The organism is Paenibacillus sp. EB106-05-06-XG162 (genome assembly GCF_058791655.1).
The window spans coordinates 1-24,573 of record NZ_JBYTDT010000015.1; the positions used below are offsets into that span (position 1 = coordinate 1).

Annotated in this window: 21 protein-coding genes and 2 pseudogenes; 7 read left to right on the forward strand and 16 right to left on the reverse strand. The window is 41.0% G+C overall.

Features of this window, described 5'->3' with window-relative positions:
• Positions 1–233: 233 nt before the first annotated feature.
• The 7 genes from AC3WU2_RS24025 to AC3WU2_RS24055 all read right to left on the reverse strand — a co-directional run bounded on the left by AC3WU2_RS24025 (position 234) and on the right by AC3WU2_RS24055 (position 6,896).
• Positions 234–1,151 (reverse strand): AraC family transcriptional regulator, encoded by a 918-nt coding sequence (locus tag AC3WU2_RS24025; protein ID WP_492457522.1) that lies wholly within the window; start codon positions 1,149–1,151, stop codon positions 234–236.
• A gap of 108 nt (positions 1,152–1,259) precedes the next feature.
• On the reverse strand, positions 1,260–2,756 hold the full coding sequence (locus AC3WU2_RS24030; protein WP_492457523.1) for a serine hydrolase domain-containing protein: 1,497 nt from the start codon (positions 2,754–2,756) through the stop codon (positions 1,260–1,262).
• A 271-nt stretch (positions 2,757–3,027) separates the two neighbouring features.
• Complete coding sequence (locus tag AC3WU2_RS24035; RefSeq protein WP_492457524.1) at positions 3,028–3,900, reverse strand: S-layer homology domain-containing protein; 873 nt, start codon at positions 3,898–3,900, stop codon at positions 3,028–3,030.
• Between the two features lie 308 nt (positions 3,901–4,208).
• A complete protein-coding gene (locus AC3WU2_RS24040; protein WP_492457525.1) occupies positions 4,209–5,183 on the reverse strand; it encodes a phosphotransferase enzyme family protein in 975 nt (324 codons plus the stop codon).
• 61 nt (positions 5,184–5,244) lie between these two features.
• The gene (locus AC3WU2_RS24045; protein WP_492457645.1) at positions 5,245–5,379 is read right to left on the reverse strand and encodes a GyrI-like domain-containing protein; all 135 of its coding nucleotides are present in this window, start codon (positions 5,377–5,379) and stop codon (positions 5,245–5,247) included.
• Positions 5,316–5,993 (reverse strand): helix-turn-helix transcriptional regulator, encoded by a 678-nt coding sequence (locus tag AC3WU2_RS24050; protein WP_492457526.1) that lies wholly within the window; start codon positions 5,991–5,993, stop codon positions 5,316–5,318. Before AC3WU2_RS24050 ends, AC3WU2_RS24045 begins: the two co-directional genes overlap by 64 nt.
• A 159-nt stretch (positions 5,994–6,152) precedes the next feature.
• Complete coding sequence (locus AC3WU2_RS24055) at positions 6,153–6,896, reverse strand: phosphotransferase enzyme family protein (protein ID WP_492457527.1); 744 nt, start codon at positions 6,894–6,896, stop codon at positions 6,153–6,155.
• Between the two features lie 312 nt (positions 6,897–7,208).
• Here AC3WU2_RS24055 and AC3WU2_RS24060 point away from each other — a divergent pair, with 312 nt between their 5' ends.
• Positions 7,209–7,385: a hypothetical protein gene (locus AC3WU2_RS24060; RefSeq protein ID WP_492457528.1), complete on the forward strand. Its 177-nt coding sequence runs from the start codon at positions 7,209–7,211 to the stop codon at positions 7,383–7,385.
• Between the two features lie 247 nt (positions 7,386–7,632).
• Positions 7,633–7,764 (forward strand): annotated as a pseudogene (locus AC3WU2_RS24065) (IS110 family RNA-guided transposase); the annotation flags it as partial.
• A 612-nt stretch (positions 7,765–8,376) separates the two neighbouring features.
• Here the strand turns inward: AC3WU2_RS24065 and AC3WU2_RS24070 are convergent.
• Genes AC3WU2_RS24070 through AC3WU2_RS24085 form a run of 4 tightly spaced genes read right to left on the reverse strand, consistent with a single transcriptional unit; the run spans position 8,377 to position 11,892 of the window.
• Positions 8,377–9,375 carry a ketoacyl-ACP synthase III gene (locus AC3WU2_RS24070; RefSeq protein ID WP_492457529.1) on the reverse strand — a complete coding sequence of 333 codons (999 nt, stop codon included), beginning with the start codon at positions 9,373–9,375 and terminating at the stop codon, positions 8,377–8,379.
• A 25-nt stretch (positions 9,376–9,400) separates the two neighbouring features.
• Positions 9,401–9,742: a hypothetical protein gene (locus AC3WU2_RS24075; RefSeq protein WP_492457530.1), complete on the reverse strand. Its 342-nt coding sequence runs from the start codon at positions 9,740–9,742 to the stop codon at positions 9,401–9,403.
• A gap of 53 nt (positions 9,743–9,795) precedes the next feature.
• The gene (locus tag AC3WU2_RS24080; protein ID WP_492457531.1) at positions 9,796–11,421 is read right to left on the reverse strand and encodes a thiamine pyrophosphate-binding protein; all 1,626 of its coding nucleotides are present in this window, start codon (positions 11,419–11,421) and stop codon (positions 9,796–9,798) included.
• Positions 11,422–11,457: 36 nt separating this feature from the next.
• Positions 11,458–11,892, reverse strand: a complete 435-nt coding sequence (locus tag AC3WU2_RS24085; protein ID WP_492457532.1) for a GAF domain-containing protein — start codon at positions 11,890–11,892, stop codon at positions 11,458–11,460.
• Between the two features lie 253 nt (positions 11,893–12,145).
• Between AC3WU2_RS24085 and AC3WU2_RS24090 the strand changes: the two genes are divergently transcribed.
• The 5 genes and pseudogenes from AC3WU2_RS24090 to AC3WU2_RS24110 all read left to right on the forward strand — a co-directional run bounded on the left by AC3WU2_RS24090 (position 12,146) and on the right by AC3WU2_RS24110 (position 15,916).
• Positions 12,146–12,391 carry a hypothetical protein gene (locus AC3WU2_RS24090; RefSeq protein ID WP_492457533.1) on the forward strand — a complete coding sequence of 82 codons (246 nt, stop codon included), beginning with the start codon at positions 12,146–12,148 and terminating at the stop codon, positions 12,389–12,391.
• Between the two features lie 180 nt (positions 12,392–12,571).
• Positions 12,572–13,474, forward strand: coding sequence for a copper amine oxidase N-terminal domain-containing protein (locus AC3WU2_RS24095; RefSeq protein WP_492457534.1), 903 nt, complete (start codon positions 12,572–12,574; stop codon positions 13,472–13,474).
• A 553-nt stretch (positions 13,475–14,027) separates the two neighbouring features.
• Complete coding sequence (locus AC3WU2_RS24100; RefSeq protein WP_492457535.1) at positions 14,028–15,566, forward strand: spore germination protein; 1,539 nt, start codon at positions 14,028–14,030, stop codon at positions 15,564–15,566.
• Positions 15,563–15,661, forward strand: a pseudogene (locus tag AC3WU2_RS24105) (GerAB/ArcD/ProY family transporter); the annotation flags it as partial. The gene AC3WU2_RS24100 and the pseudogene AC3WU2_RS24105, both read left to right, overlap by 4 nt.
• 12 nt (positions 15,662–15,673) lie before the next feature.
• Entirely contained in the window at positions 15,674–15,916 is a 243-nt protein-coding gene (locus tag AC3WU2_RS24110) for a Ger(x)C family spore germination C-terminal domain-containing protein (protein WP_492457646.1), read from the forward strand.
• Positions 15,917–16,216: 300 nt separating this feature from the next.
• On the opposite strand, the gene AC3WU2_RS24115 is transcribed toward AC3WU2_RS24110, so the two are convergent.
• The 5 genes from AC3WU2_RS24115 to AC3WU2_RS24135 all read right to left on the reverse strand — a co-directional run bounded on the left by AC3WU2_RS24115 (position 16,217) and on the right by AC3WU2_RS24135 (position 24,545).
• Positions 16,217–17,872 carry a HAMP domain-containing sensor histidine kinase gene (locus AC3WU2_RS24115; RefSeq protein ID WP_492457536.1) on the reverse strand — a complete coding sequence of 552 codons (1,656 nt, stop codon included), beginning with the start codon at positions 17,870–17,872 and terminating at the stop codon, positions 16,217–16,219.
• A gap of 131 nt (positions 17,873–18,003) precedes the next feature.
• Positions 18,004–18,690, reverse strand: coding sequence for a response regulator transcription factor (locus tag AC3WU2_RS24120; RefSeq protein WP_492457537.1), 687 nt, complete (start codon positions 18,688–18,690; stop codon positions 18,004–18,006).
• An 89-nt stretch (positions 18,691–18,779) separates the two neighbouring features.
• On the reverse strand, positions 18,780–20,333 hold the full coding sequence (locus AC3WU2_RS24125) for a hypothetical protein (protein ID WP_492457539.1): 1,554 nt from the start codon (positions 20,331–20,333) through the stop codon (positions 18,780–18,782).
• A 26-nt stretch (positions 20,334–20,359) separates the two neighbouring features.
• The gene (locus AC3WU2_RS24130; RefSeq protein WP_492457540.1) at positions 20,360–22,297 is read right to left on the reverse strand and encodes an ABC transporter ATP-binding protein/permease; all 1,938 of its coding nucleotides are present in this window, start codon (positions 22,295–22,297) and stop codon (positions 20,360–20,362) included.
• 385 nt (positions 22,298–22,682) lie between these two features.
• Positions 22,683–24,545: an ABC transporter substrate-binding protein gene (locus AC3WU2_RS24135; protein WP_492457541.1), complete on the reverse strand. Its 1,863-nt coding sequence runs from the start codon at positions 24,543–24,545 to the stop codon at positions 22,683–22,685.
• Positions 24,546–24,573: the final 28 nt, after the last annotated feature.

Sequence of the window (24,573 nt, forward strand, 5' to 3'; positions counted from 1 at the left end):
TAATTCGTTCATTTTGAGTAGAATGCATCTTGTAGTCTCTCCTTGGTTTGTTTTTGGATCCGACGCTGGCCAGCATCAGGGACCCATAAACATCATACCAAGGAGTCTTTTTATTTCTCAAATCTCATATTTCTTCATAATAGGAATGCTGCCCGTTAGATAAGAATAGGCTGCCATATGGCAGCCTTTAAGCATTGAACTATCGTGCTTCATTAGCGGAGCGAGCTTTGTGGTTATCCTATTTGCTTTTCCTCAATTCGATACCATAACTCACAATACTCAAAACCGTCTTCGTTTGTACAATACATTTCGAAATTGCCGCCATCTAAAACATTAAACTTTGATGTTTGAAGCCATTCAGAAAATATCCGATTTTTTAATGAGCGCAAATCATAGTTGCCGCTGCCATTTCCATCATCTAATGTTGAAAATACCGCCCAAGTCGATGCTGGAACATCAACAACGGTATATCCATCGACCTTACTATTCTCCGATTTGTAACACCCGATAAGATAAGGGAAAGTGGTATTACTTGTGAATTTGTAAGAATCGTATGCAAAAACTGCTCCAATTTCCTTGCTGAAATTGCCTTCACGCCACCAATCCCCAGATACCGACTGGCGTAATCTGTCAAACTCGCCATTCTTACATATGTTTTGCCAGACCTCCGGGATCGATACGCCTTGTTGGTTCGCAATATCGTCTATATTGTATATATCCTCTAATCCAAAAACTTGAAAAGCATCCCGTTTCTCAATTCGATAATTCATCCCTACAACTCCTTTTAATATAATTTGAAAGGAGATGCGAGGATAGGCTTTTAGCTGACTTCCGGCATTGCGCGCTGATGTAGGAGTCATGCCATGCATATTTTGAAATGCTCGCGAAAATGATTCTGGCGTTTCATATCCATATTTCAAGGCTACATCAATCACTTTATTCGTTTTGTTTTGTAAATCAAAGGCGGCAAGCGTAAGCCTTCTGCGCCTGATATATTCTGATAAAGGTATTTCAAGTACAAATGAAAACATACGTTGAAATTGATAAACAGAACATAAAGCAATTCTAGCAATCTGTTCATAATCAATATTATTTTCTAAGTTGTCCTCAATATAGTCAATAGCATGGTTCATACGTTGAAGCCAATCCACGGCGATCCCTCCTTTCAATAGGAGCATATCATGGGGTAGATCAAGTCGCCTGACTTTTCATGCAGCAAAATATCAGATGATTGAAAAGTTCTACTTTGTAATAATTCTTTAATTATTTGAATTATCCTGCCCCATCGGAAATACATTAATCGCATCAGTACGATGACCATGCGGATCTATATGAATTAACCTTAGTTGTCCGTTTGGTTCAATTCGGAACTCTATCTGTTCTTTTACGTGCAACGTAGTACATACTAGGAAGTTATCTTGTTTTGAGATCGGAACGATTTCGTATTTAAACCATGCACCTTTATTTTTTTGCATAAACAAGTAAATGGTATCATCTTCATAGGTTACTACAACGGTTTTTGAAGGGTCGATGCCGTGCTGGTAAAATATTTCATAAAACAATCCGACGGCGAATTTAGGCTTATCGATACTTGATAGTTTATCCAAGGCTTCCCTTAACTCAGTTGCCCTTGCGAAGTCTTTACTAGTTGTCTCCTCTTCACCAATGTTATAAATTCCAGCAAATTTCCTTAATTCATTGGAGGCTATACTTATCCGAGATACGGGATTTGGTGGAAGGACTTCTTCACCCATCACTATTTTCGCTAAACACTCGCAGATGACATCTACAGGTGTAAGGTTCACATTGCTCAATACTATAATAGTGATATTCTCATCTATATAGCGATTAAACTCCGAATAAAAACCATTCATGGTCCCACTGTGCCATACCCGTTTTCTTGGCTTGTTGTTGATGAATTGTTCTGTGACTACCCAACCGTAGCTGCCAAATGGCGAGGTATTACTCCCGAATAATTGCTCCCATTGCTGCTGACTGAGAATTCCGTTCCTAGATAAAGCCTGGTCCCAGAGATAAAGATCCTCGACTGTGGAATACATCCCTCCGGCTCCTGCATGCAATGACATATCTACATACTCGGTTGGGATAATTCCCTTACATATTGAGTAACCCGAAGCGTAATGTTTCAGGAGTGTTCTGCCATCATCAACCCCCGTATTTCTCATATTCAAAGGAATTAAGATATTATCTGTTATATATTTTTGATACGACATCCCTGAGATCTTCTCGATGATGTAACTTAACAAAATGAAGGGCGAGCTTGTGTAATTGTAGCCTTCCCCTGGAGCAAATTGCAGCGGTTTATCTTTAAACGATTCAATTGTTTGCTCTATAGTCGAATAAAGCCTCATTGTCTTTTCCCAATAATAAGGAAAATTTGGATAATCTTGAATTCCTGATGCGTTGGTAAGTAAATGATCTATGGTTATGATATCTCCATTTGGATAGTTCGATATGTACAAACCGATTGGATCATTGACGTTAAGTAATCCTTGATCCTGTAACTGGATGATAGCTATTGCTGTAAAACTCTTGGTTATTGCACCGAGACGAAACTTCGTTGTTGAAGTATTTCGTATATCATGCTCAAAATTGGTCATACCGAAACCTTTACTCAATAATATCTGGTTTTCCTGAGCAACCAGTACCGCTCCATTGAAATATCCTTGATCCTCTAATGTATTCATGTAAGTATTTAACTTTTCACTTACTTCAGTATGGATAGATGTTTTCATTATTCTCCTCAATTCGGATTAATTGATAGCGCTTCCTACCAAGTAAATACTTGGTCTTCGAATGTAATCATAATCAAGGTTGTTAAAGAAATATATAGATAATACATTTTAAAAAGTACTTTACCTACGTTTGAAGTGTATATTTTAAAGTTCTGTAAGTATGTGTTTTACTGCCCGTTCACTTAATAAAATGAGCAGGCTGCCACAGCCTGCTCATTATGTTTTATTCAACTATCGTGTTTTGATTGCGAACCACCTTAACCGACAAAGACTAGTCTTGGAATGGAGCTGTGGGTTGTACTGCCCCTAGTACAGCTTTGTGGTCCGAAGGGATATAAGTCACGGCTTTCAACTCCGTGATGACTTGGGTGTACATTTTGTCAGGATCAGGCTGCACGAGTCTATATTGAATCGTAGCTATGCCTTTCGAGAATTGGATGCCCGTAATCTCGAGTCCATATCCAGAATGAGGAGCCAGAGTGGATAACGTAACTCGGGTGACAGAATCTGTTTCTTTATATGAAGTGATTTTTACTTGGCCGAGAGAAGGATCAGGTGTTTCCGATTTTGTGTTTTGAATGAATTTTAACGTTTTACTGATCATATCGGCAGCTTCTGCGCGAGTGATATAGCTCTTAGGATAGAAGCGTTGCTTGCTGTCTAGGGATACGATCTTGGCAATGAGCAACTTCTGAATACTGTCCATGTACCCGTTTGTCACTTGGTCGGCATCCGAAACGCTTTGGAAAATTTCGATCCATGCATAATCTCCCTTATGGCTTAATGCGCTAAACAGCCATTTGGCGAATTGCTCCCGGGTGACTTTAGCGGAAGGATTAATGTCTTTCGGAATTGCTAGCCCGTTTATTTGAGCAATGATGAAGTATTCCGCGTATGAAGCGTCGTTTTTAACCTTCGTAAAATAGTCGCTCGCCTCCGGTTGCTTGATAAATTTAATATTGTCGATGTTTAAATCCAAGCCTTTTACGATCATGGTCACTGCTGTTGCCGCGTTCAAGCTGTCCTTCCTGTCTTGTTTACTCTCATTGTTCCCTTTATGAGCAAAAGCGGAACCGCTAATGCCCATGCTGAAGATGGCGATTAACATAAGCAGCATCAGTGGTTTTATCATTACATTTCTCATCTTGTTTCCCTCCGTATATCATTTATTCTCCCCTAGACGTTTATGCTCTGGAAAATGTTACAAATATGAATAAATAATAAGTTAACGCGAACAGGGAGCATATGCTTTGTCTTAGTTGATCATCGTTGAACTATCGTTCCCAGTTAGTTCAATGATCCGTACTGATACGGTTCTCCGCGCTGGCTGTAATGGCAAGTTTTAAGGCCATCCTTTGTGGGGATGGCCCTCTCTTGAACTCACGTTATTTCAACTATTGTTTTCAGTAAGCAAAATCAAGTGATCTTTTTCTTAATAAATATAATTGCTTATCATTCCCAACATGGTGTGCCTGTAAATAAAAACCCTTCCCCATTTGCATACCTGCCAAATTCACGAGATGCACACTTTTTCACATGCGTCGGCAGCCAATTGTTCGATTCAGGTATACCAAGAGCGTTCCTCATCCCGATTAGCACTAGCGAAATAAATAATGCTTCTATTTGCGCCACATAATCATTTGGTAGCGGAAAGTGCTTTCCATACCAATCAATGTATTGCTGTCTGGCATTGGGATGAATAAAGGTAAATGTGATGGCCAAGTCAGTGAGAAAAGGACCGAATCCACACGCGCCAAAGTCAATGGGATTTGCAACCCCATCTACAAACACGATATTGGGAGGAACGATATCACCGTGCAATACGCCCCAAGTCAACTTATTTTTAGGGAGAGTGTCGAGCAGGACCATCGCTTTTTCCCCAGCGGCTTCAAGGATCTGAACATCGTGTGCATCTAATAACCCTTCCCGCACGGGCTGCTTGAGCAAGTCCAGAGCATTCTGTATGCGTGCACGATTAACCGTTGGACGGATAAAAGATGAAGGGGGCTGCCACTTACTGGCATGATGGTGCAAAGCTGCCGTCATTTCAGCGGTGGATTTCAATTCTTGTTCGCTGGTAAAGTATTGTTTTTGCTCGCCTTCCACCCAACTGAGCATCGTGCAATTTATATCGTCCACTTGTGTAACATATGACCCTTGCTTATTGCGTTTTGGCACAGGGAGGGTGAGACTCGTATCGCGATTAAGCGCATCCAGCCATACCAGCTCAGAATTCAGCACATCTGGGCGCGTCCACATCTTTTCAAGCGTACTGATTTTAGATTTGTGAACACGGAGGCTGTAGAGCAATCCACAATTATCTTCAATTTTGAAAACCGCAGCGCCGCTTTGAGCTACTGGTGATACGGATACAACGTTAATATCGTACTGCGTCAGCGCATGTTGCGCAATGATTGCATTATCCATTCTGTTCACACCTTCCAAAGGAAATCGCCCCTAACACTAAGATAATGATATAGTACTATGCCTACGACTCACTTTTTTTAACGACAGGGATCCAAACTTCCATTTCGTACATGCCGTTGCCTCGATCATAGGTCATTTCAAGCTCAGGGCCATTTGCAAATTCGTAATTAGAACTCGGAAACCACTCGCCCCAGATACGCTTCCACAATCCATGAATATCATTCTGTCCATCGGGATTGATTCCGGTTGTGGGATCTGGCCATGTTCCCCCAAACCTGCGGCGGCACGAATTCGCTTTACTGTTCCGTCGGAAATGCACCTCTCCCAAAATTGAGGTATTTCAATATACGGATTCACGTCATCGGCATTGACCAAAGTTGAAACGCCGAACATTTCAAAACCTTGTTTTTCCTGGATTTTGTAATTCATCTCCACATCTCCTCGAATCGAAATATGAAAGGATAGCCGAGGATAGGCCTTAAGTGAAACACCTTTGTCGCGCGCGGACATCGGCGCCACGCCGTGCATTTTTTTGAACGCTCTGGAAAATGCCTCGGGTGATTCGTAACCATACTTCAATGCAATATCGATGACCTTGACACTAGTGTTTTGCAACTCAAATGCGGCAAAGGTAAGCCGCCTGCGCCGAATATACTCCGCCAGCGTAACATTTGTGATGAACGAGAACATCCGCTGAAAATGGTAAGTTGAGCAGCAGGCTAATCTAGCCACTTGGTCGTAATCGATTGCTTCAGACAGGTGTGTTTCGATATATTCCATTGCGTTATTCATGCGGGCTAGCCAATCCATTCAGATCCTTCTTTCAAGTATAATTATAAGTAATGGTACGAAATGGAGCCTTGCAATTCTTGCACAGAAATATCATGTTTGCCAATATCTAAACGCAGGTTTGAGCAAGTGATAATACGACTCCTTTCACCTCGCTCTACTGCCTGTTAATTAAACAAACTACTCCCAGTATGGAGTACCGCTAAACAGAAATTCCTCTTTATTCAAATAGGACTTAAATTCACGACTCGCTATTTTACTAATATGACCTGGTAACCATTCTTTAGATTCAGGCAGCCCAATCCAAAAATGCATGGTTTCGAGTTGGGCTACTACAAAGAAGCCTTCCAGTTGTTCAACATAATTATGAGGCAATTCGAAGTGTTTGGTATAAGCTTCAAGCAAATGACTTCTGAAGGCGGGGTGAATATATGAAAATGTCCAACCTAAATCGAATAAAAAATAGCCAAGCCCGCAAGCGTCAAAATCAATGGCTCTTACTTCTTGTTCATGAAAAAGAAAATTGCTTGGAATCAAATCTGCGTGAATGACTCCCCAATTGCCGGATGTTCTTTCAATGCCGTTCATCATAGAAATTGCACGTTCTCCAGCTGATTGCACAATTTCCACATCATTTATATCGAGTTCATCCCTATTAGCAAGATGTTTGAGTTTTTCTACTGATTGTACAATTCTCGAATGATCAAAAATGGGGCGGGTAAATGATGACGGGACCATCCAAGATGATGATTGTTTATGTAACTTCCCAATCATTTCACCTACGTACCCTGCCTCCTTAACGGATGGCACAATTTGTTTTTGCTCTCCCTCTACCCATTCTACCAACGTACAGTTTATGCCGGCTATTACGATTATCGTACCACAATATCCCAGATTATTTGGGTAGAAATCTCTTATAATCATTGTTTCTCCACTCGTTGAAATATATAGCGAAGCTGTGCCGGCGGATGGCCCGCATACGCTATCCCGTTAGTTTAGCACCTAATATTCTAATAAAGATAACGGTTTGGAGAAATACTCTTTATGGATTACAGAGGAGGTGAACTATAAAATGAGCACTAAAACCAACCCCAAAAAAAACAAACCAAAGCATAGCCCATCACGATCAAACGACCCGAACGATCAAGGAAGATCTAGAATACAAAATAATTCGAAGTAAAGCTGACAAAAAAATAAGTTTGGGAATTTTCAAAAATGTTAACGGAGGTGATAATTATGCCTACAAGCCGGAATCATCAAGGGGCGCATGGGATAGGACAAGTTGAAGAGCAATTGAACCAGCAGGCAAATGCAACGGATACCATCCAAGGAGGAAGTAAAACGGATCGTGAAATTGCTAAAGTGGCAAACCGTGATGCACAAACCTCGTTAGATAAGATTATCGAAAGTTAAGAACGAAGGGTTTAGTGAACTGCAGGCTGCCGATCTAGCGGCAGCCTGGTTATAACAATCTGCTGAGAATACACACTTCCCCACTTAGATGCCAATTGCCTTCTGCTTTTTAATTGGACTATCATGTCCCGTTAGAATTCCTATAATACGAATAATTTGGAGTTTGAACAAAAACGAGCGCCTCTGTAAGATGGGGTTACGCACGAGGTCAAAAGCCTCAAAAAGCCCATCAGGAGGTCGCTCTACTATGAAGTTTAAAGCACAAGATAAGCAAAATCAACTCATTGAAAACATTACCGTTCATCATCTGGTCATCGGCGTAGATATCGCTCAAGAAATACACGTGGCCCGCGCTGTCAGTTTTCGAGGGATCGCTCTACGAATGAGCGAGCATTCGTGAGGAAATCCTTTTTCTCTGAGGGAGCGTAATGAAAAAGGAAATACTGCTCCCCTTAGCTACGTCCCTTACGTCTCTCTTTTCTCTTGTAATAGCTGTCTATGAGAAGGATTAAGATATGTACCATGGTTATAAGCACTGCCATCTGTACAGCCTTAATAAAACTAACCCCTACAAAATAATAAACCAGTGCTTATCTCCGACACAACAGTAACAAATATTTCTTTCAAACTTTGAGGTTCGATTAACATACAATTTCCGAAAATGCCGAGGATTTGAATTGACGGTCACGCCATGATGAAAGTCCCCAAAAATGCCTAATCTCATTCCCTACTGAACTGATGAGAAGAACTGAAATGCTCTCAAATGATTTCCAGCGCTTTTTGCACTTCGTCGGGAATGTTACAAAGTTCTTGTCACTCATCGGGAATGTTACTATGTTCTTGTCACCCGACATCTGTCTGTCGACACAAAGTTCCCCTCACAATTGAAACAATAATGCCCCCTTTTACGTTGTATTACACACCTATGATACTTTTAAAGAAAAATACCACCCCTTACTAAGTTCTTGATAGTGGGTGGTATTTTTCTATTTTAATATTGGATTAGAATTGAAACGTTTTGCCAACCTGCTCCAACAGTCCAGAACAACAAATAGTCGCCTCGTTTTATCTTACCTGCTTTTATTTCATCATATAAAGCCAAGAACGGGCTATTCGTAGCAGTATACCCATACTTGTCACCGATGTAAGGTATTTTAGACATATGAAGTTCTAGCCGGTCGGATAATAACTTCACATTACCCAAAGAGAACTGGGAGAACAAGAAAGCACTTATCTCCTCCTTGCTTACCTCATTGCGCCTAAGCAAAGTTTGAATCGAATCCAATGCAGAATTAACACATACAGAGTCATCAAACGGTATGAATTGAACTTGTGCGTCCTTTGCTGAAAACTCTTCGCGGTACAGATTCGAAAGGCCATTACCCGGGAACAACGAGTTGTTAATCACGGATGTATCCGTCTGATAAACAGAATCAATAAATCCTTTCGAACCTGTAGTACGGTCTAATAAAACCGCTACTGCTGAGTCAGCGAAGTTGGAATGATACACCGCATTATCCGGTGTATGCACTGAAAAATGATCTGCTCCAACGACTAAAGCCCGTTCGATTCGAGGGTTACTGATCATATATCGGGCCGCTTGTTCCACAGCTACAAGCATACCTGCGCAATTTGCATTGATATCAAAACAAGTCGTGTTTAAATCCCCACCAAGAGCATTATGTAGCTTTAATGCATTACTAGGTAATAAATACTCCGGAGTTTGGGATGTGAAAATAATTAAATCCAGGTCCGGACCAGTAAGTCCGGAACTCAGCAGCACTTTTTTAGCTGCCTCTTCTGCCATGGTCAGTGAGTTTTCAGTAGGATTGTCGATAATGAACCGCTTGTTACGCCCTAGCGCTTTGAGTAAACCGGTAACGTCTGATCCTTGTTTTTGGAATTTCTCAATGTAATAATCGTTGGACACTTCGTTTTCCGGATGGTAAATCGCAATATCACGAATTTGTACCGCTGTCAGGTAAACCACTCCTCTGAGTAATTAATGTAATAGATTAGGCTTCAATAATTTCGAGATTTGTCAGTTCAACCTTACGGCCAACTCGTTTAAGCTGCATGCTCAGAATAGGGTTTTTAGAAATCGTAAGTTTAATTACTTTGAATCCGTCTTTCTTATATAGCTGGAAGCATCCTTCCAGTATCGGCATTGTATCCGGATGAGAGACATTCAGTTTTGTGCAGTCAATGTGGATTTCGTATTCACTCGGAGTAATAGTTGAAATTCCCTTCTGATAGGCCTCGATTGATTTCATACCATCTTCAGGCGAGAAAGTACCCTCTACCTCGGCGTTAAAAATTTTGTTCGGTTTATTAATTTGAATATTAAAGCTTCCCATGATATTATTCCTCCAATAGTTTCATATTCGTATTGTTATTGTTAGAGTGATGATTATTTCACAAGTGCCTTAAGACGATCCAAAATAGGAGCTGGTTCACTTCCATCCGTATTAACTTCAATAACACCAGGCCCAGTTAGATTTTGTAAAAACGATGGGATACTTTCGACGTCTTCAAGTTGATTAATTGAAATTGAACGAATACCGGCTACTTCCAACATAGAAGCAATAGAAATTCTCTCTTGCTTGTAATCAGGGATTGAACGTTTGTACAAATACTGTTGCCCTCGTTCTACATATGAGAGCATGGCATTATTGATAATGATAAATATTACAGGAATTCCATATTCCTTAGCAGTGAATATCTCCATACCATTCATGAAAAAGCAGCCATCCCCAGCGAAGACCGCAACAGGGCGAGTAGGGTCCGCAGCGTATAATCCGGAGGCCCCAGCAATAGCAGAACCCATTGCACCATAATCTAGATTAATCTCGAAATCGCCACCTGTCGGAATTTCGAGATATTTCAAGACAAAGTTCGTGAACTCACCAATGTCACAGACATACCTCATATCTGATGGCATTATTGATTTTAGCTTTTCTAAGAATAAACGGAGTGACAACCCAGTATGATTCTTCACATATGGTTCGTTCAAAGACAGACTTCTCGTGAATATTGATGATAAAGTTTTAGTGTTATTAATCAGAAACGGTAACGCATTCATCAGATCGTCATGGATGGAGAGGTCAGTTTTATAAACCTTTCCGAGTTCTTTGACATCCCGATCAATATGAATTACCTTTCTGTTCTTCACCAGCACTTCATTAAAGTTAAGCGTTGAAGCTTCACCCAGACTCGTCCCTAATATAAGAACACAAGAAGCGTCATCCGAATTTACATATTCCAAGGCAGTATCGGTACTGGAAAATCCGTAATTCCCTAGATTCAAAGGGTAATCGCTAGGAATAACCCCTTTTCCTGCTGGTGTTGTAATGATAGGCCACTGGAGTTTTTGGCTGAGTTGCATAATCTCTGCTGAGAATCCACGACCGCCTCGCCCGACCATAATTAACCCTTTGGTAGTACTGTTTATCAATTCAGCAGCTTGAATCAAATTTTCAGCATTCGATTTTAACCCTTGAAGTTCCCCTTGGACAGGTGGATTGGGTATAATACCAGTGAACTCAGCTCGTTGAACATCAATTGGAATTGAGAGGTAAACCGGGCCATATGGTGGAGTCAAAGCTATGCGTACCGCTTTATCCAGTTCAGCAATAACGTCGCTCTCATTCAATACCGTTTTACTGTATTTGGTTACAGGTTTAACCATTTGCTCCCCATCAAGCTCTTGAATAGCTCCTTTACCCATCTGCCATCGATTGATATAGCCAGCAATTATGAGCATAGGCGCTTTAGCACGACGCGCATCGGCAATCCCATTCATCATATTGCTAACGCCCACGGCACCTGCTCCAGCGCAAACGGAAAGCTTACCCGAAGTACTAGAGTAGCGTGCAGCCATAAATGCTGCTCCAGCTTCATTTTTCGTAATGATTGGTGTGATATCGGCTTCAATTAAAGAATCATAAATCGGTCCAATGATCCCTGCCGGAATCCCAAACAGATATTCGACTTCAGCAGCTTTTAGATAATTCAAAATTGCTTCTGCTATCTTCACAAAGCCCACGCTCCCATCCATTACCTCTATATCTTGTTAGAAGATGTTTATGTACTGCTCAACAATTTGTTCTGACTTTTCGATCTCCTCATCATCAAAGAAGTGGAGTTCCCCGATAGAGGCAACTACTACGATCCCTTTTAAATCGTCTTGAACTAACACTGGAATAATCATGATGCTGTCAATACCGAAAAGAAAAAATTCATCTGCCGAACGAGGATCATTTTTTACATCCTGTACAACCAGTGTCCTCGGTTCTCTGCAGATATCACTAAGCAGCTGATCATGTTGGATGTATACCGGGTTATTTGCATGCGCATTTTTCCATTTTTCAATTCCTAGGATGTCTGTATTCGTCTTTAAGACTGGATTAATGCGGCCTTCTCCAAAGCGATGATAGGCAATGTCCCGAACACCAGTTAGTCTATTGAGACCTTCAAATAGAAGATCTAATTCCTTGTAACTCTCCAACACTAACAACTCCTCAAGAATTTTACTACTTACTATATCGGAATTTGCTTTGGAAAACTTTCTAATGTATATATAGAATATTTTTTAAAATTTTAAAAAAACTATGAAAACGTCACTTTAGAAAACTAGCTTAGATCCATTTCAATTAATTTAGTTAATTTCTCTATTTCCTCACTCAACGATGATTCTGATATTACTCCCTACTTAAGTCGTCAATAAACCATCATCATACACATAGGAATTTTCATCTATTATGAAGAATATACAAATTGAGGTGAAATTAATGAAATACAACTTCAATTTCGGACATACAGGGTTCTCATCACTTTCGTCTACGATTCATTTCTATACGGCAGCACTCGAAGAGTGGCCTATCCTTGTCTTCTCTGGTGGGCAATTGATTGGAGGCGGGAAAATCGAAAATATAACAGAAGATTCTATTCAAATAAAAGGCGAGAAGTACTTACTCACTGCGAATACGTTTACTTACACCAAGTAACACACATGATATTGAGGTTATCGGGTATAAGACGTAAATGAATAGAGCAGACAATCATTCGTCTTCCCTTTTTAACTTGGATCCTTATTGCAACGGCGCAACTTAATGTTTACAACGTGCGTCTAACCATTAAATGTAAACTACCGCATTTAACTCAAAATTGTAGGTGGATCTTTTGATATGAAGAAAGTATTGTCGGTATTAGCCTTAGGATTGGGATTGGGATTATTAAGTCATCCACTGACATCTGAAGCGGGTGCAGCTCCAACTCCTAAGAGCAATCTTAGTCAGGTTGAGGTGAATGTGAATGGAGATTTTATTCAAATGGATGTTCACCCGATACAAGAAGATAATAGACTATTTGTACCTATTCGGACGCTTGCATCCTTAGGCTTATCTTATGCTTGGAATCCTAATACTCATATTACGACCATACAGAACAAGAACGGGGATTACTTAAACATTGAGGTGAACAGCTCAACAGCTTATAAAAATGAAAAGCCTATAAAAATGGACGCCCCTGCTAAAAACAAAGATGGCCGTGTGCTCGTTCCAATTCGTTTCGTTTCAGAATCCCTAGATTATCATGTGCAATATGAAACAACACGGAAAATCGTTTTCATAGCATCAAGCGAGTATACCTTCGATGTAAGTCGTCTCGAGCAAGATGACCTTCAAGTTGCACGAAAAGCATCAATATCGCTTCCTGTGACATCAAGTTTTAAAACACTTCCTTTTAGTACTTACAAAAATCATAGTTACTACTTCCCTGCAGGAAAAGCAACAACTTATCTTTTCAACGATGGTCATACTACTTCAGTCGTTGAAATCAAAGACGGAAAAGCAGCTCTGGTAGGACAGTTTGTCACCGATGATAAGGGCGGTACTACTCATGTAGCAGGTACCGTTGTAGAAAATACCGATCCATCATTAGCGCCTTATCCAAATACCTATGTACATTTCTATAAAGTAGATCAAGTAACAACAACATCTTATATTGAGGATATGGTTACAAAAGGAAGCTTTACGAGTCCAATAAAGATTTACTCCGATATTATTCAAAAAGTGCCTAATAAAATGTAACACCTCTCCCCAACAAAACAAAAAACCAACAGGACCTATTAGGCTTGTTGGTTTTTTGTCCTTATTGTTTCTTAAGAGATGCAATTAATTGACCCGGTGTATTTACATCAACGACATAGCCCATTGGGGTTCCCACATGAGGCCAGCTTCCTACAGGCCAATGCACTTACTCCGAAGATGGGTTATTATCATTTGGATTCCATGGGGTAGGTGGAATAGAGTTAGATTTTGTTTTCGGAAAATTCGCCGACGTTTTTCGATATTATTTTGTGATTGCAAATGATAAATATAAATCCACCAATACTAGCTACATTAACAAGACCGCTCATAGTTTCTACTATGGGCGGTCTTGTTAAGTCTGTCAGATTAAAATTATCTACCTAAGTATTCAGGTATTTATTAAATCCGTTCATTGTAAAGCATTCTATATTATTTATTCATTTTCTAACTTTTCACCGACCGTCCAATTGCCGGCATTTCGCTTTCGAGCTGATCACGATTAAACGATTTTTTGTTTGGCTATAATGGAGTTAGCGCTGACGGAGGTGAAATCATGATGTGGTTTAGGAAATATCCGAAAACGAACCAAAAGAAGCCCCCGTATGCCGGAAATATCTGGATCGATCGTTCTTTGAGTTCCGATTTAAAAACCAACCTTGACGAACTTCTTGCAGCTTTTACGGAGACCCCCGATCTCGTGATTAGGCAGCTTGAAGTCAAACAGTTAAAACGTCTGGCTGCGCTCGTATATCTGGATGGACTCGTAGATAAGACCTCCCTAAACAACAATGTGATAGATCCTCTGAAACATAAAGAGGGATACGGCAACACAGTTTCCGATCTGTCCGTAACGGCAGGCCAAATAAGTGAAACGAATGAATGGACGGAAGTCGAAAACGCTATTTTACATGGCAAAAGCATTCTGTTCGTCGATGGCAGCAGCAACGCTCTCATCATTGACAGCCAAGGATGGCCGCAGAGGGCAATTGAAGACCCTCAGCTTGAAGCCTCTTTACGAGGGGCACATCAAGGATTCGTGGAAACGTCCAGCCAAAGCATTGCGTTAATTCGTCGTTACATACCGAACCGGGAGCTCAAGATCAGACGACTCATGGTTGGCAGCAGGGCGGCGTGCGCGGTTTCGATATTATATTTGGCAGACGTCGCTCATCCTGAAGTCTTGCGGGAATTGGAAGATCGAATCCGCCAATTGGATGTCGATGCGATCATCAATACAGGGGAATTGGCGGAACTCATTGAAGACAACCCGTACACCCCGTTTCCGCAATTCATTTTAACGGAACGGCCTGACGCAGTCGCATCGCAGATTTTACAAGGGAGATTCGCCGTTGTGGTAGATCGTTCGCCAAGCGTTTTAATCGCACCGGCCGGATTTACCGCATTTTTTCAAACTGTTGACGATTACAGTACTCGCTGGCTCGTTTCATCGTTTTTACGTCTGTTGAGATTTTTCGGCTTTTTCCTTGCCGTCTTTTTGCCGGCTGCCTATATTTCATTGATTTCGTTCAACTATGAAGTGATTCCATTGAAGCTTTTATTTAATATCGGAGAGTACAGAGCGCAAGTACCGTTCCCTTCGATCATGGAGGCGCTTATTATGGAGATTACGCTGGAAATGATTAGAGAGGCAGGAGTTCGCCTCCCGGCACCCGTTGGACAATCCGTAGGCGTCGTGGGAGCGATTGTCGTCGGTCAGGCTGCCGTACAGGCAGGAATCGTAAGCAATCTGATGATTATTGTCGTGGCTGCGACCGCTATCGCGTCTTTCATTATTCCGAACTATGATATGTCCGCGGCTATCCGTTTGCTTCGCTTTCCTATGATGATCATAGCCTCTCTGTTTGGGATAGTCGGCCTCACGATCGGACTGATGACATTACTGGTACACCTTGTTTCACTCGAATCGCTCGGAACCCCTTATGGAAGCCCGCTGGCGCCGGTCCGATTGGCGGATTGGAAAGATACATTCATTCGGCTGCCTCTCTGGAAAATGAAAAAACGTCCTTTTAGCTCAAGGGCGGTGCAATCAAAAAGACAGGGCTCGAATCGGCTTGAAGGTGACGATCAATGAAGAAATACGCTTATAACGATATCACGCTCATGCAGTACATTTTTCTCATTCACGGGACGCAAGTCGGCGTCGGGATCCTTTTGTCGGAACGGCTATTTCCATTCGATATGAGAAAAGAATCAGACAAGCTGGATCGGCTGATAGAAGAACAGATGAATGTTCAATTCAAACAGCTAATCGAAAAATTTCAAAAGCATCAAATTGATCCGATCGGTCTTGGATTGTACGCGCGAGCATTTCAATTCAAATCGTATGAAAAGGTGGAGGATGATTGGGGCAAAGCGTTCGCTGAAGCAAAAGTAAACGTCACAACCAAAATCACTTTGAAAAGCATGGGGGTTGTCAAGTGATAATGCGATTCCGATCATGACACAAGACCAAAAATGTATTTTTATTTAATAGCGCCAGCTTACGGCCCTCTACAAGGAAGCGTTTATTGTCGTTTTTGACCATGGCTTCCTGACGGCGTTTATTGCCGGATCGGGCAATCCTCCACTCGAGCTTGAAAATGCCCCTCCCGCAAATAAAGAACAGCCGCGTCTTAGGTATTTATTATGCTAATGTGAGACCCGTTAGTTAAGTTTTCAACAAGTCATCAATCTTAAGAATGGTATCATAGTATGACTTATTTTGATGGCTTACATTATAGCCTAAAACTCCATATTCACTGCATACAAATCAAAGTAAAATTCGACACCTTTTTCAGTGTTATGAACACCGTAACTGCTATGATGAAGATCCAATATCTGACTTACGATCGCCAGGCCCAAGCCTGACCCGCCGAATTCTTTATTTCTAGATTTCTCGATTCTGTAGAACGGATCCCAAATCCGGTCGATTTCTTCACCTGCGATACGGGTATTTTCATTTTCAATTTTGAACATATATTTTTGAGTACTGTCATCATAGATGATGTTGATGTTGATTTGGCTGTACCTTTGTGTATATTTTACGGCATTCACAAATAAGTTGGTGATAACCTGCTCGATCCTTTTGATATCCCCTGTTACATAAGCTTCCTCATCGATTTCAAAATGGATTTTCAATCCTTTCTCTTCAGCCATCGCTTTAAATTTGTCATAAACCTTCAAAAAGACGTGCCATAAGTCAAACGTGCTCTCCGTGAGTTGATAGGTAGGCGACTCCAGTCTCGAAATATCTAGCATTTCTTGTATCATTTCTGTCATTCGGTCGACTTCATCCAAGATTACATCATAATATTTCGAAGCATTTTGCTCATAAATCCCGTTCTTTATGCCTTTGACATAGCCGTTGATTACCGTTAAAGGTGTCTTTAACTCATGAGATACATTGGCAACAAACTCTTTTTCTTTTTCCTTCAATTCCATCTCCATTTCATAATCTTGTGCCAGTTTATCATTAGCATGGACTAATTCGTTAATTTTCTGTTCCAGGTTTGTAGATATTTTGTTTAAAGCTTCGCCCATTTGTCCTAACTCGTCCTTGGACTTGACGATATATTTTTCACTGAAATTTTGATTTGCGATCTGATTTGCGATGACGCTCATGTTAACCAGAGGCTTAGATAATGTCTTGGAAAAAATAATAGCGATCATAATAACAATCATCAATGTAAAAACAAATAATATGATATAGTACTGGTTTAAATTGCCGATAACTTCATCTACGGATTGGAGAGAAGTGACCGCCAGCAATACTAGATCTGTTCCGTCCATATTTTCGACTAACACCAAATTATTAATGTACGTCTGAGTGTCTCGAACCGTATGTATTTGATCGGGTATCGGTTGCCCTTCATTTCTGCTGGTCATGTTGATCATTTCTTTGATGAGGACATTCTTTTGCGCTGTGAAGGATTTATTTTCCGCTGGTTTGGAAACCACTTTCCCTTCAATTACAATGGGCTTCGGCTGCTCATTCATCATGTCGTGATCACTTTCAGCGATTCCTTCGAAAAATATCGAGGATATCTGGGATGGTTCCAGGATTCGTGTGCCGAGGCGGATTTTATTCGGGAGAACCAAAGATTCTTTATCATCCAATAGAAGACCGTCGATGGAGATGTTTTCTTCTTCGTTTATTTCTTTATATGAGATTGTATAAAAGTCATCAATGATTTTATACTCCCTGTTGTCTTTGGTCCTTACTACAAATTGCGAGTAATTATTGTCTAATCGTGATCCGTAGCGAGGCTGCAGGCCGGAATCCATTACCGAAATGATAGCGTTGTTATTCTCCGACATTTGGGTAATATACTTATTGATCACGTCAGTCTGCTCATGATTTTTAATTTTCGATTCGATTGTACGTGCGATCTCTTTCATATTTTGCTTTTTCGTATGTACATAGTAGGGTTCGAAATACATGGATTGAAAGACGATTTGGATGATAAATATGGCGGCAAATAAGACGACATGCAGCAAAAAAAGCTTATAGGCGATCCCTCTCATCCGCATTACTCCACCTCGAATTTATACCCTAAACCAAATACGGTTTTGATTAGGTAGGCTTTATGCTGCAGGTTTTTTCTAAGTTTTTTGACTTGGGCGTCAACCACTCTTCCGTTTCCAAAATAATCATACCCCCATACTTCATTTAGGATTTGATCTCTGGACAAGACAATATGTTTGTTTTCCATCAAATACAGCAAAAGATCAAACTGCTTCGGCTCCAATTCAATAGTCGTACTCTGGATCCATACTTCCCGGGTAAGTTTATTGATGGTAACTCCTTTTAACGTTAAGGTCTCTTTGCTTCCAACATCTTCTTTTTTGGCAGTATGGATTCTTTCCAGAAGAACTTTAGATTTAGCCACAAGAATCTCAGGATTGAACGGCTTGGTCACATAATCGTCGGCTCTAAATTCGTATCCCATCAACTGGTCCTCTACTTCCGAGCGTGCTGTCAGCATGATGATAGGCACATCCGATTTTTTTCTAATTCTTCTGCATACGGAGAATCCATCTATTTCCGGTAGCATTATATCGAGAATAATCAAATCGACAGCTTCCTCCTCAAAGGCTTGTAGACCAGCCTTCCCATCCGTCGCGATTAGGGTTCTGTATTCATTCATTGTAAAATAGTCAGCGATAATATTCGCGATTTTCTCTTCATCTTCTATGATTAATATCGTTCGTCTCATCTATTGTCCCCTCGTTTAATAAAGCAGGCATCTTCACAGTAAAGTGCATACCGTACGAATGAAGATGCCTGCTCCAATACATGGATTTGTTATTTTATCAATACTTGATACTCTCCGTCTTTTTCCTCATATTTGGCGTCAAAAACGAGAAGATCGTCTCTCTGGATCGTCAGCAGCTTATCCTTGCTGATTTCGATGTCCTTTTTAGGAACATATACAATCGTATAGCCAAACACCATGTTGGGATCCATCTTCGTCGGAGCTTTCGGAGCTTTCATTGGTTCCTCTATGAACAAGGATTTCATTCGGTTGAGCTTAATCCGGGTATCTCCAAGTACGATTTCCCTTGTTGCTGTCTGTATTTCCGCCGGTTTACCTTTATATTCGTATTCCACGGTCATATCCTCGAGTGTGAACGAAGAGTTTGCGATTGTCACGGGGATTCTGACTGCGGCATAATTGTTATCCTTCTGTTTGGACGCGATATCATCTACGTATGATTTTAACCGATTATTATATGAAATGTAATAATCATTGTTAGCCTTTTTTATGTTTTCGTGGCCTTCTGCTTTTTTGCTGCCGAATTTGGATTTCAACAATCCTAAAGGTGAAGTTGTGAATATAGCTTTATTATTAAGCTCCAAATCCACGGCGGCAGCGATCGCCAGGGATCCAATGTCATACCACTCTCTACCTTTGTTTAAGAGCAACTTATCTTTATCTGTCGAAATAACATTACTGATAATACTTTGTGCAGTCAGATCGTTCAACTCTTTTGCAGTCGCATTGGGATGAATAAGCAGCTGATAGGCTTTTTCCTGTAAATACGTGGCCATTCCTTCGATATTATCATAACCATCTTGCTGCTTATTCTTTTTGTTACTATTTAAATACAATTCATAAAAATATACCGCTTGCTGAATCTGATCGAGCTTCTCATCTTTGTTCTTAGATAAAGAAGCTGCTTTCAGGTACTGATACATTTCATTTCGGTAATATCTGCTGTCGATATCTTCCGGATAGGTTTCCGCTCTTGCGCCTAGGCCTTCTACGGATTCTCCACTCTGCAGCAGCATATGAATCCCCTCATGTACGACAAACTTAAACATCTCTTCATATGCTTTATCACCTGCTCTAGAGAAAACCTCTGCAGCAAATTCAACGTTAAATACATAGGTAGGATGATCATTGAATGTCGTGAGTTGAAACGGCATAACCAACAATTGGACATCCTTTATGGAATCCGTACTGTACTCGATTACTTGATCCTTAGGCCCAATGTCAGATTTCTGATTGTTGATGAGATAGGCCATTTTGTTCGAAGGATTCAACAATAAGATCTGCTTGTCCACATTATTGAACGATGGCCATAGTTTGCTTGCATCATCTATCATTATCTTTTTAATATCTTTTACTAATCTGGGCATCATTTCTCTTACTTTTTTACTATTTTCAATCGGGTTGCTTTCCATCGGATTCCCTTGAGGTTTCTCGTCCGGTTTCTCGTTTTCTTCAACCTTCGTGTTTTCTTGCATCGTTTGAGATGTTGCAGGCTTGTCCGTCGGTCCCGAATTATTTTTACCGCATGCAGTGAATACGGTTAAGATCGAAATGATGAGCAGCAAATACGCTATTTTTTTCATGACTATCACCCTGTTCTTTAAATTTATTATTCCTGTTTAAGTAGTTGAATCGGATTTAACTTTGCCGCTTGGTTCGCAGGGATCGTACCTGCCACGACATTAATCAAGATACCAAAACCTATCGATATAAGTATCGTAAATACGTTAATATTTAATAACTGGAAATGAATCTTCGGTTCCAGCGCCTGATTTAATACAATCTGTACGATGATGCCGAGCAAGGTCCCATTAATAGAAGCCATGCCTCCGAGCAGAATTGCTTCCGAGAAGAAAATCCAGCGAACTTCTCTTTTCCTTCCGCCGATTGCTTTGAACAAGCCGATTTCTTTTCTCCGCTCCAATACGCTGATAAATAAAATGATTCCTACCATGATGGAAGAGATCAACAGGATCAGAATGGAGACCCCCGTCATAGCAAGCTGTATATTTTTGAATGTTGAAGTTAACTCTTTCAATACGTTTTCAGGCGTTGTGATGGTATAGCTTGATTTGAACTGATCCACGACCGATTGGATCGAACTTTTATCGTCCAAGTACACTTCATAGTTGTTGGTCGTGATTTCCGAGTCTTTTCCGATAAATCTGGAACGTTTGACAACGTCGGTGTGGAAATCATAGGGAATGTATGAATATTCTTTGCCGATAAATGATCGTTCTGTAATGGCTGAGATCTTCATGGTTTGCGTGTCCCATCGAGAGGGATAGTTCGTAACTTCGTCCATGGACAGAAATTTGATTGTGATCTCTTTGCCGATTAAGTCTTCTAGTTTCTCCCCTTCTTTCAGCAGTTTTTGGGCTGTACTTTCTGACAAGGCAATTCCATGCTCCTCATCTTTTGGAAGTTGACCGTACATCACCTTCGGCGATGCGTATTCGCTTCTGTTTTTTTCTTTATGCAAAGGTTTGACGTCAAAGCTTATGATGTCCGGCTTTTTCTCGATTCTTGCCGATATATCGAATTCAGGCTGCACCAATTTGACATGTTTATTTTTCTTGATTGCATAATAATCGTCGCTGATCATATAATCTTGTTCTTTTTTAAAATCCAGCTTTTTACTGTCAATCACTTTATCGGATGAATACTGCATATAATTGTCGATTCCGCTCCCGAACGCCATAGCCAGGAAAAATCCGCATATCCCCATGGAAATGCCTATCGATACAAGGAAATATCGCCACCTCTTTTCCTTGATCCTATGATAAGAAAGCCTGAATGCGGATTTCAGTTGGAACGAACGTTTCCGGGGAGACTCGGGAGCTTCCACTGTTTGAACGAAGTCACCGCCGCTTTGTTTCAGGTCCTCGATGATCTCTCCATCTTTGACGCGAACGATTCTCGAGGCTTGCTTAGCAACCGATTCATCGTGGGTGACGACAACAACTAATCGGCCTTGTTCGGAAATTCTTTTCAACAATTCAATGATTTCTTGTGAAGTATGAGAATCCAATGCACCTGTCGGTTCATCGGCCAATATGATGTTTGGCGACTTGACCAACGCTCTAGCAATGGCAACTCTTTGCTGTTGTCCTCCCGACAACTCGCCAGCCTTATGGTGAATCACATTCTCCAGACCGACTTCTTGAATGGCTTGTACGCATTTCTGGTGTGCTTCATTTTTCTCATACGAGCTCATGGCTAAAGCCAACTCTACATTTTCCAACACGGTCAGGTGAGGCATGAGATGGAAATGTTGAAATATAAATCCGACGTGATCTTTCCGATAATCTGAAAACTTGTCATCGTCAAACGTTGACATGGGGCTTTCGTTGATATACACCTCTCCTGAATCGGGCTTATCCAGACCTCCAAGTATGTTGAGAAGTGTAGATTTTCCCGAACCCGAAGCTCCGACGATCGCGACGAACTCACCGTTATGTAACACGAAATCTACATTTTTCAAAGCCGGGATCGGGGTTGATTTTTCCGGATAATAGGTTTTGCTTACATTTCTAATTTCTATCATAGGAACACTCCATATCTTCTTGATGATGTTATAAAGATACAGCCTGCTTATGATGGACCTATGAATATGTTGTGACTTTTTTGAGACTATTGTCCGGAAGACGTTTTAATCTACCTTCCCCAGAATTATAAAGGGAGTCCAGAATCTGGCTTCTTGCCTAGATCCTGAACTCCCTTGACTGTTGCATTTATTCGACTATTTGACTAACCAGCACCGCCAGAATAGCCGAATCCCCTATGGTTATCTTATTCATGTTGTTGAACTATCGTGTCTCCGTTAGTTGAGAAAAGGCAGCCGATCTCTAGAAATGACTAATAATTAAGGTGATGGAAAAACGGAAGTCAGAACCTATACTTCCCGTTCTAATTGCCGTTTCGCTATTCAACTACATTTTTTTCATCCAAAGCTTATAATAATCTACCCACCCTTGCGCATTGATTGTTACACCTGTTAACGCAGGCTGTGAGCGCATCGTAATTAAATTACGATATAAGGGCAGGTACCCATACGTAGTCAATAAATGGCCTTCTGCCTCTTCCCAAATTTCATATCGTTCTCTTCTATCTTTAGTCGCGTATAACTTCTGAGCAGTCTGTTGGATGAATTCACGTTGTTCTTCATTAAAATGCTGATGGAGAAAGCTATTCCCAGACAAAAGAAGTTGTAACAAGGACAGCTCCACATCTTCCCCGATCGTGGCACTATCATGGATCAGATCTGCTTCCTTCATCCGTTCTGGCGTTAGTAATTCTTCAGTGGAAAAGTGGAATACTTCCAGCTTAATACCATACTTTGCACACCTGGCTTTTATCCACTCACCATCCTGTCGATGATCTTCTTCCTTAAACGTGTACAGACGAAGCGTTTCGCCTTGATAATTGCTTTGTAAAAGCAAATGTCTTACGGGTTGTGCTAGCTCTGCCATCTCCTCCATATTTCCGCCCATTACACGACCCACTTCGCTCCCATCCATCCCAAGGAGTTCATGTGCGAAGAAACGATCCGTGGTCTCTGCACGTTCTCCCCCTACCTCTAAAATCAAATGCTTGGCATCAAGAATCAGAGAAAGAGCTTGTCTGAAATACGGAGAGGATAGAACACCTTCACGCATCTGCTGAAAGCTGAGAAAAGTAATATTACACTCCATACGTGCAGTTCGCCTGTCTCCTTCTATTCCTACCTGACATGACGCATCTTGATCTACGAATGGGACACTTTGCAGATCGTAGGTGCTCTCCTGGCTATCTATCGTGTCTTCGTATGTTGGTACGATCCAAATCTCGACTCTATCAAGCAAAGCTCGCTCACGAAAATAGGATGAAAAAGCCTCCAGCACAACCATCGATTCATCATTTCGGACTAAACGGAATGGGCCTGTCCCAATTAAATGATTTCCGCCATTCATTTGGGATCGTCTAGCAGCTTGTTCTTGCATAATGGACAAATGTGGACTACAAACAAACCGATCAAACCAGTAGCAAGGGTACGCAAGCTGAATACGTAAGGTGTACGCATCCAGTACGTCCATTGTTTCTATTATCTCTGTCATCCATGTATAAGGGGAATTTTCTTGCTGTACTCGCTCAAAAGTATATAGGACGTCCTGTGCATCAAGTTCTTTTCCATCATGAAATTGCACACCTCTGCATAAATAGAAGGTCCAGATCCGTCCATCCTCACTAGACTCGACATGATGAGCCAAATGAGCTCTCGTACTCATCGTGCGTGGTTCATAGTGCAGCAATGTATCCGTAATTTGCATAACAATATGGCAATCTGAACGCAGATACATGTGTATGGGGTCCACAATATTAAACACATCGTCATAACGTAAACGTAACGTATCATGCGGTTTATTGTTGCACAAATCTTGCTGATAGCCAAACTGTGTGTCAAACCAATTTTGGAACTGTTCATGGGCAAGAGGAAGCGTTTTTTTATAGGTATGATGAAGCGCTAATGCTTCTTTAATTTTTCCTTGGTAGACAAGCTCTTTTGTAATCTTTTGATAGATATCTCCCAATTCCACGAGAAAAAATAGCTGAGAGCGATTCCCTCTTCCTATGCCGGGAACCCATCTAATCAGCCCCTGGTCCACTAACTTGCGTATAATCAGCTTGGTATTGCGATCAGTACAACAGAGTAGCTCAGATAATTGATCAATAGAAATCGTCATCCCTTGATGAAGAGGAATATGCTGATAGGGGGTACGTATCCGATAATAATCTTCGAGTAATTGCATCATCATGGTTCCTTTCTAAAAAAGCTGTAAAAAC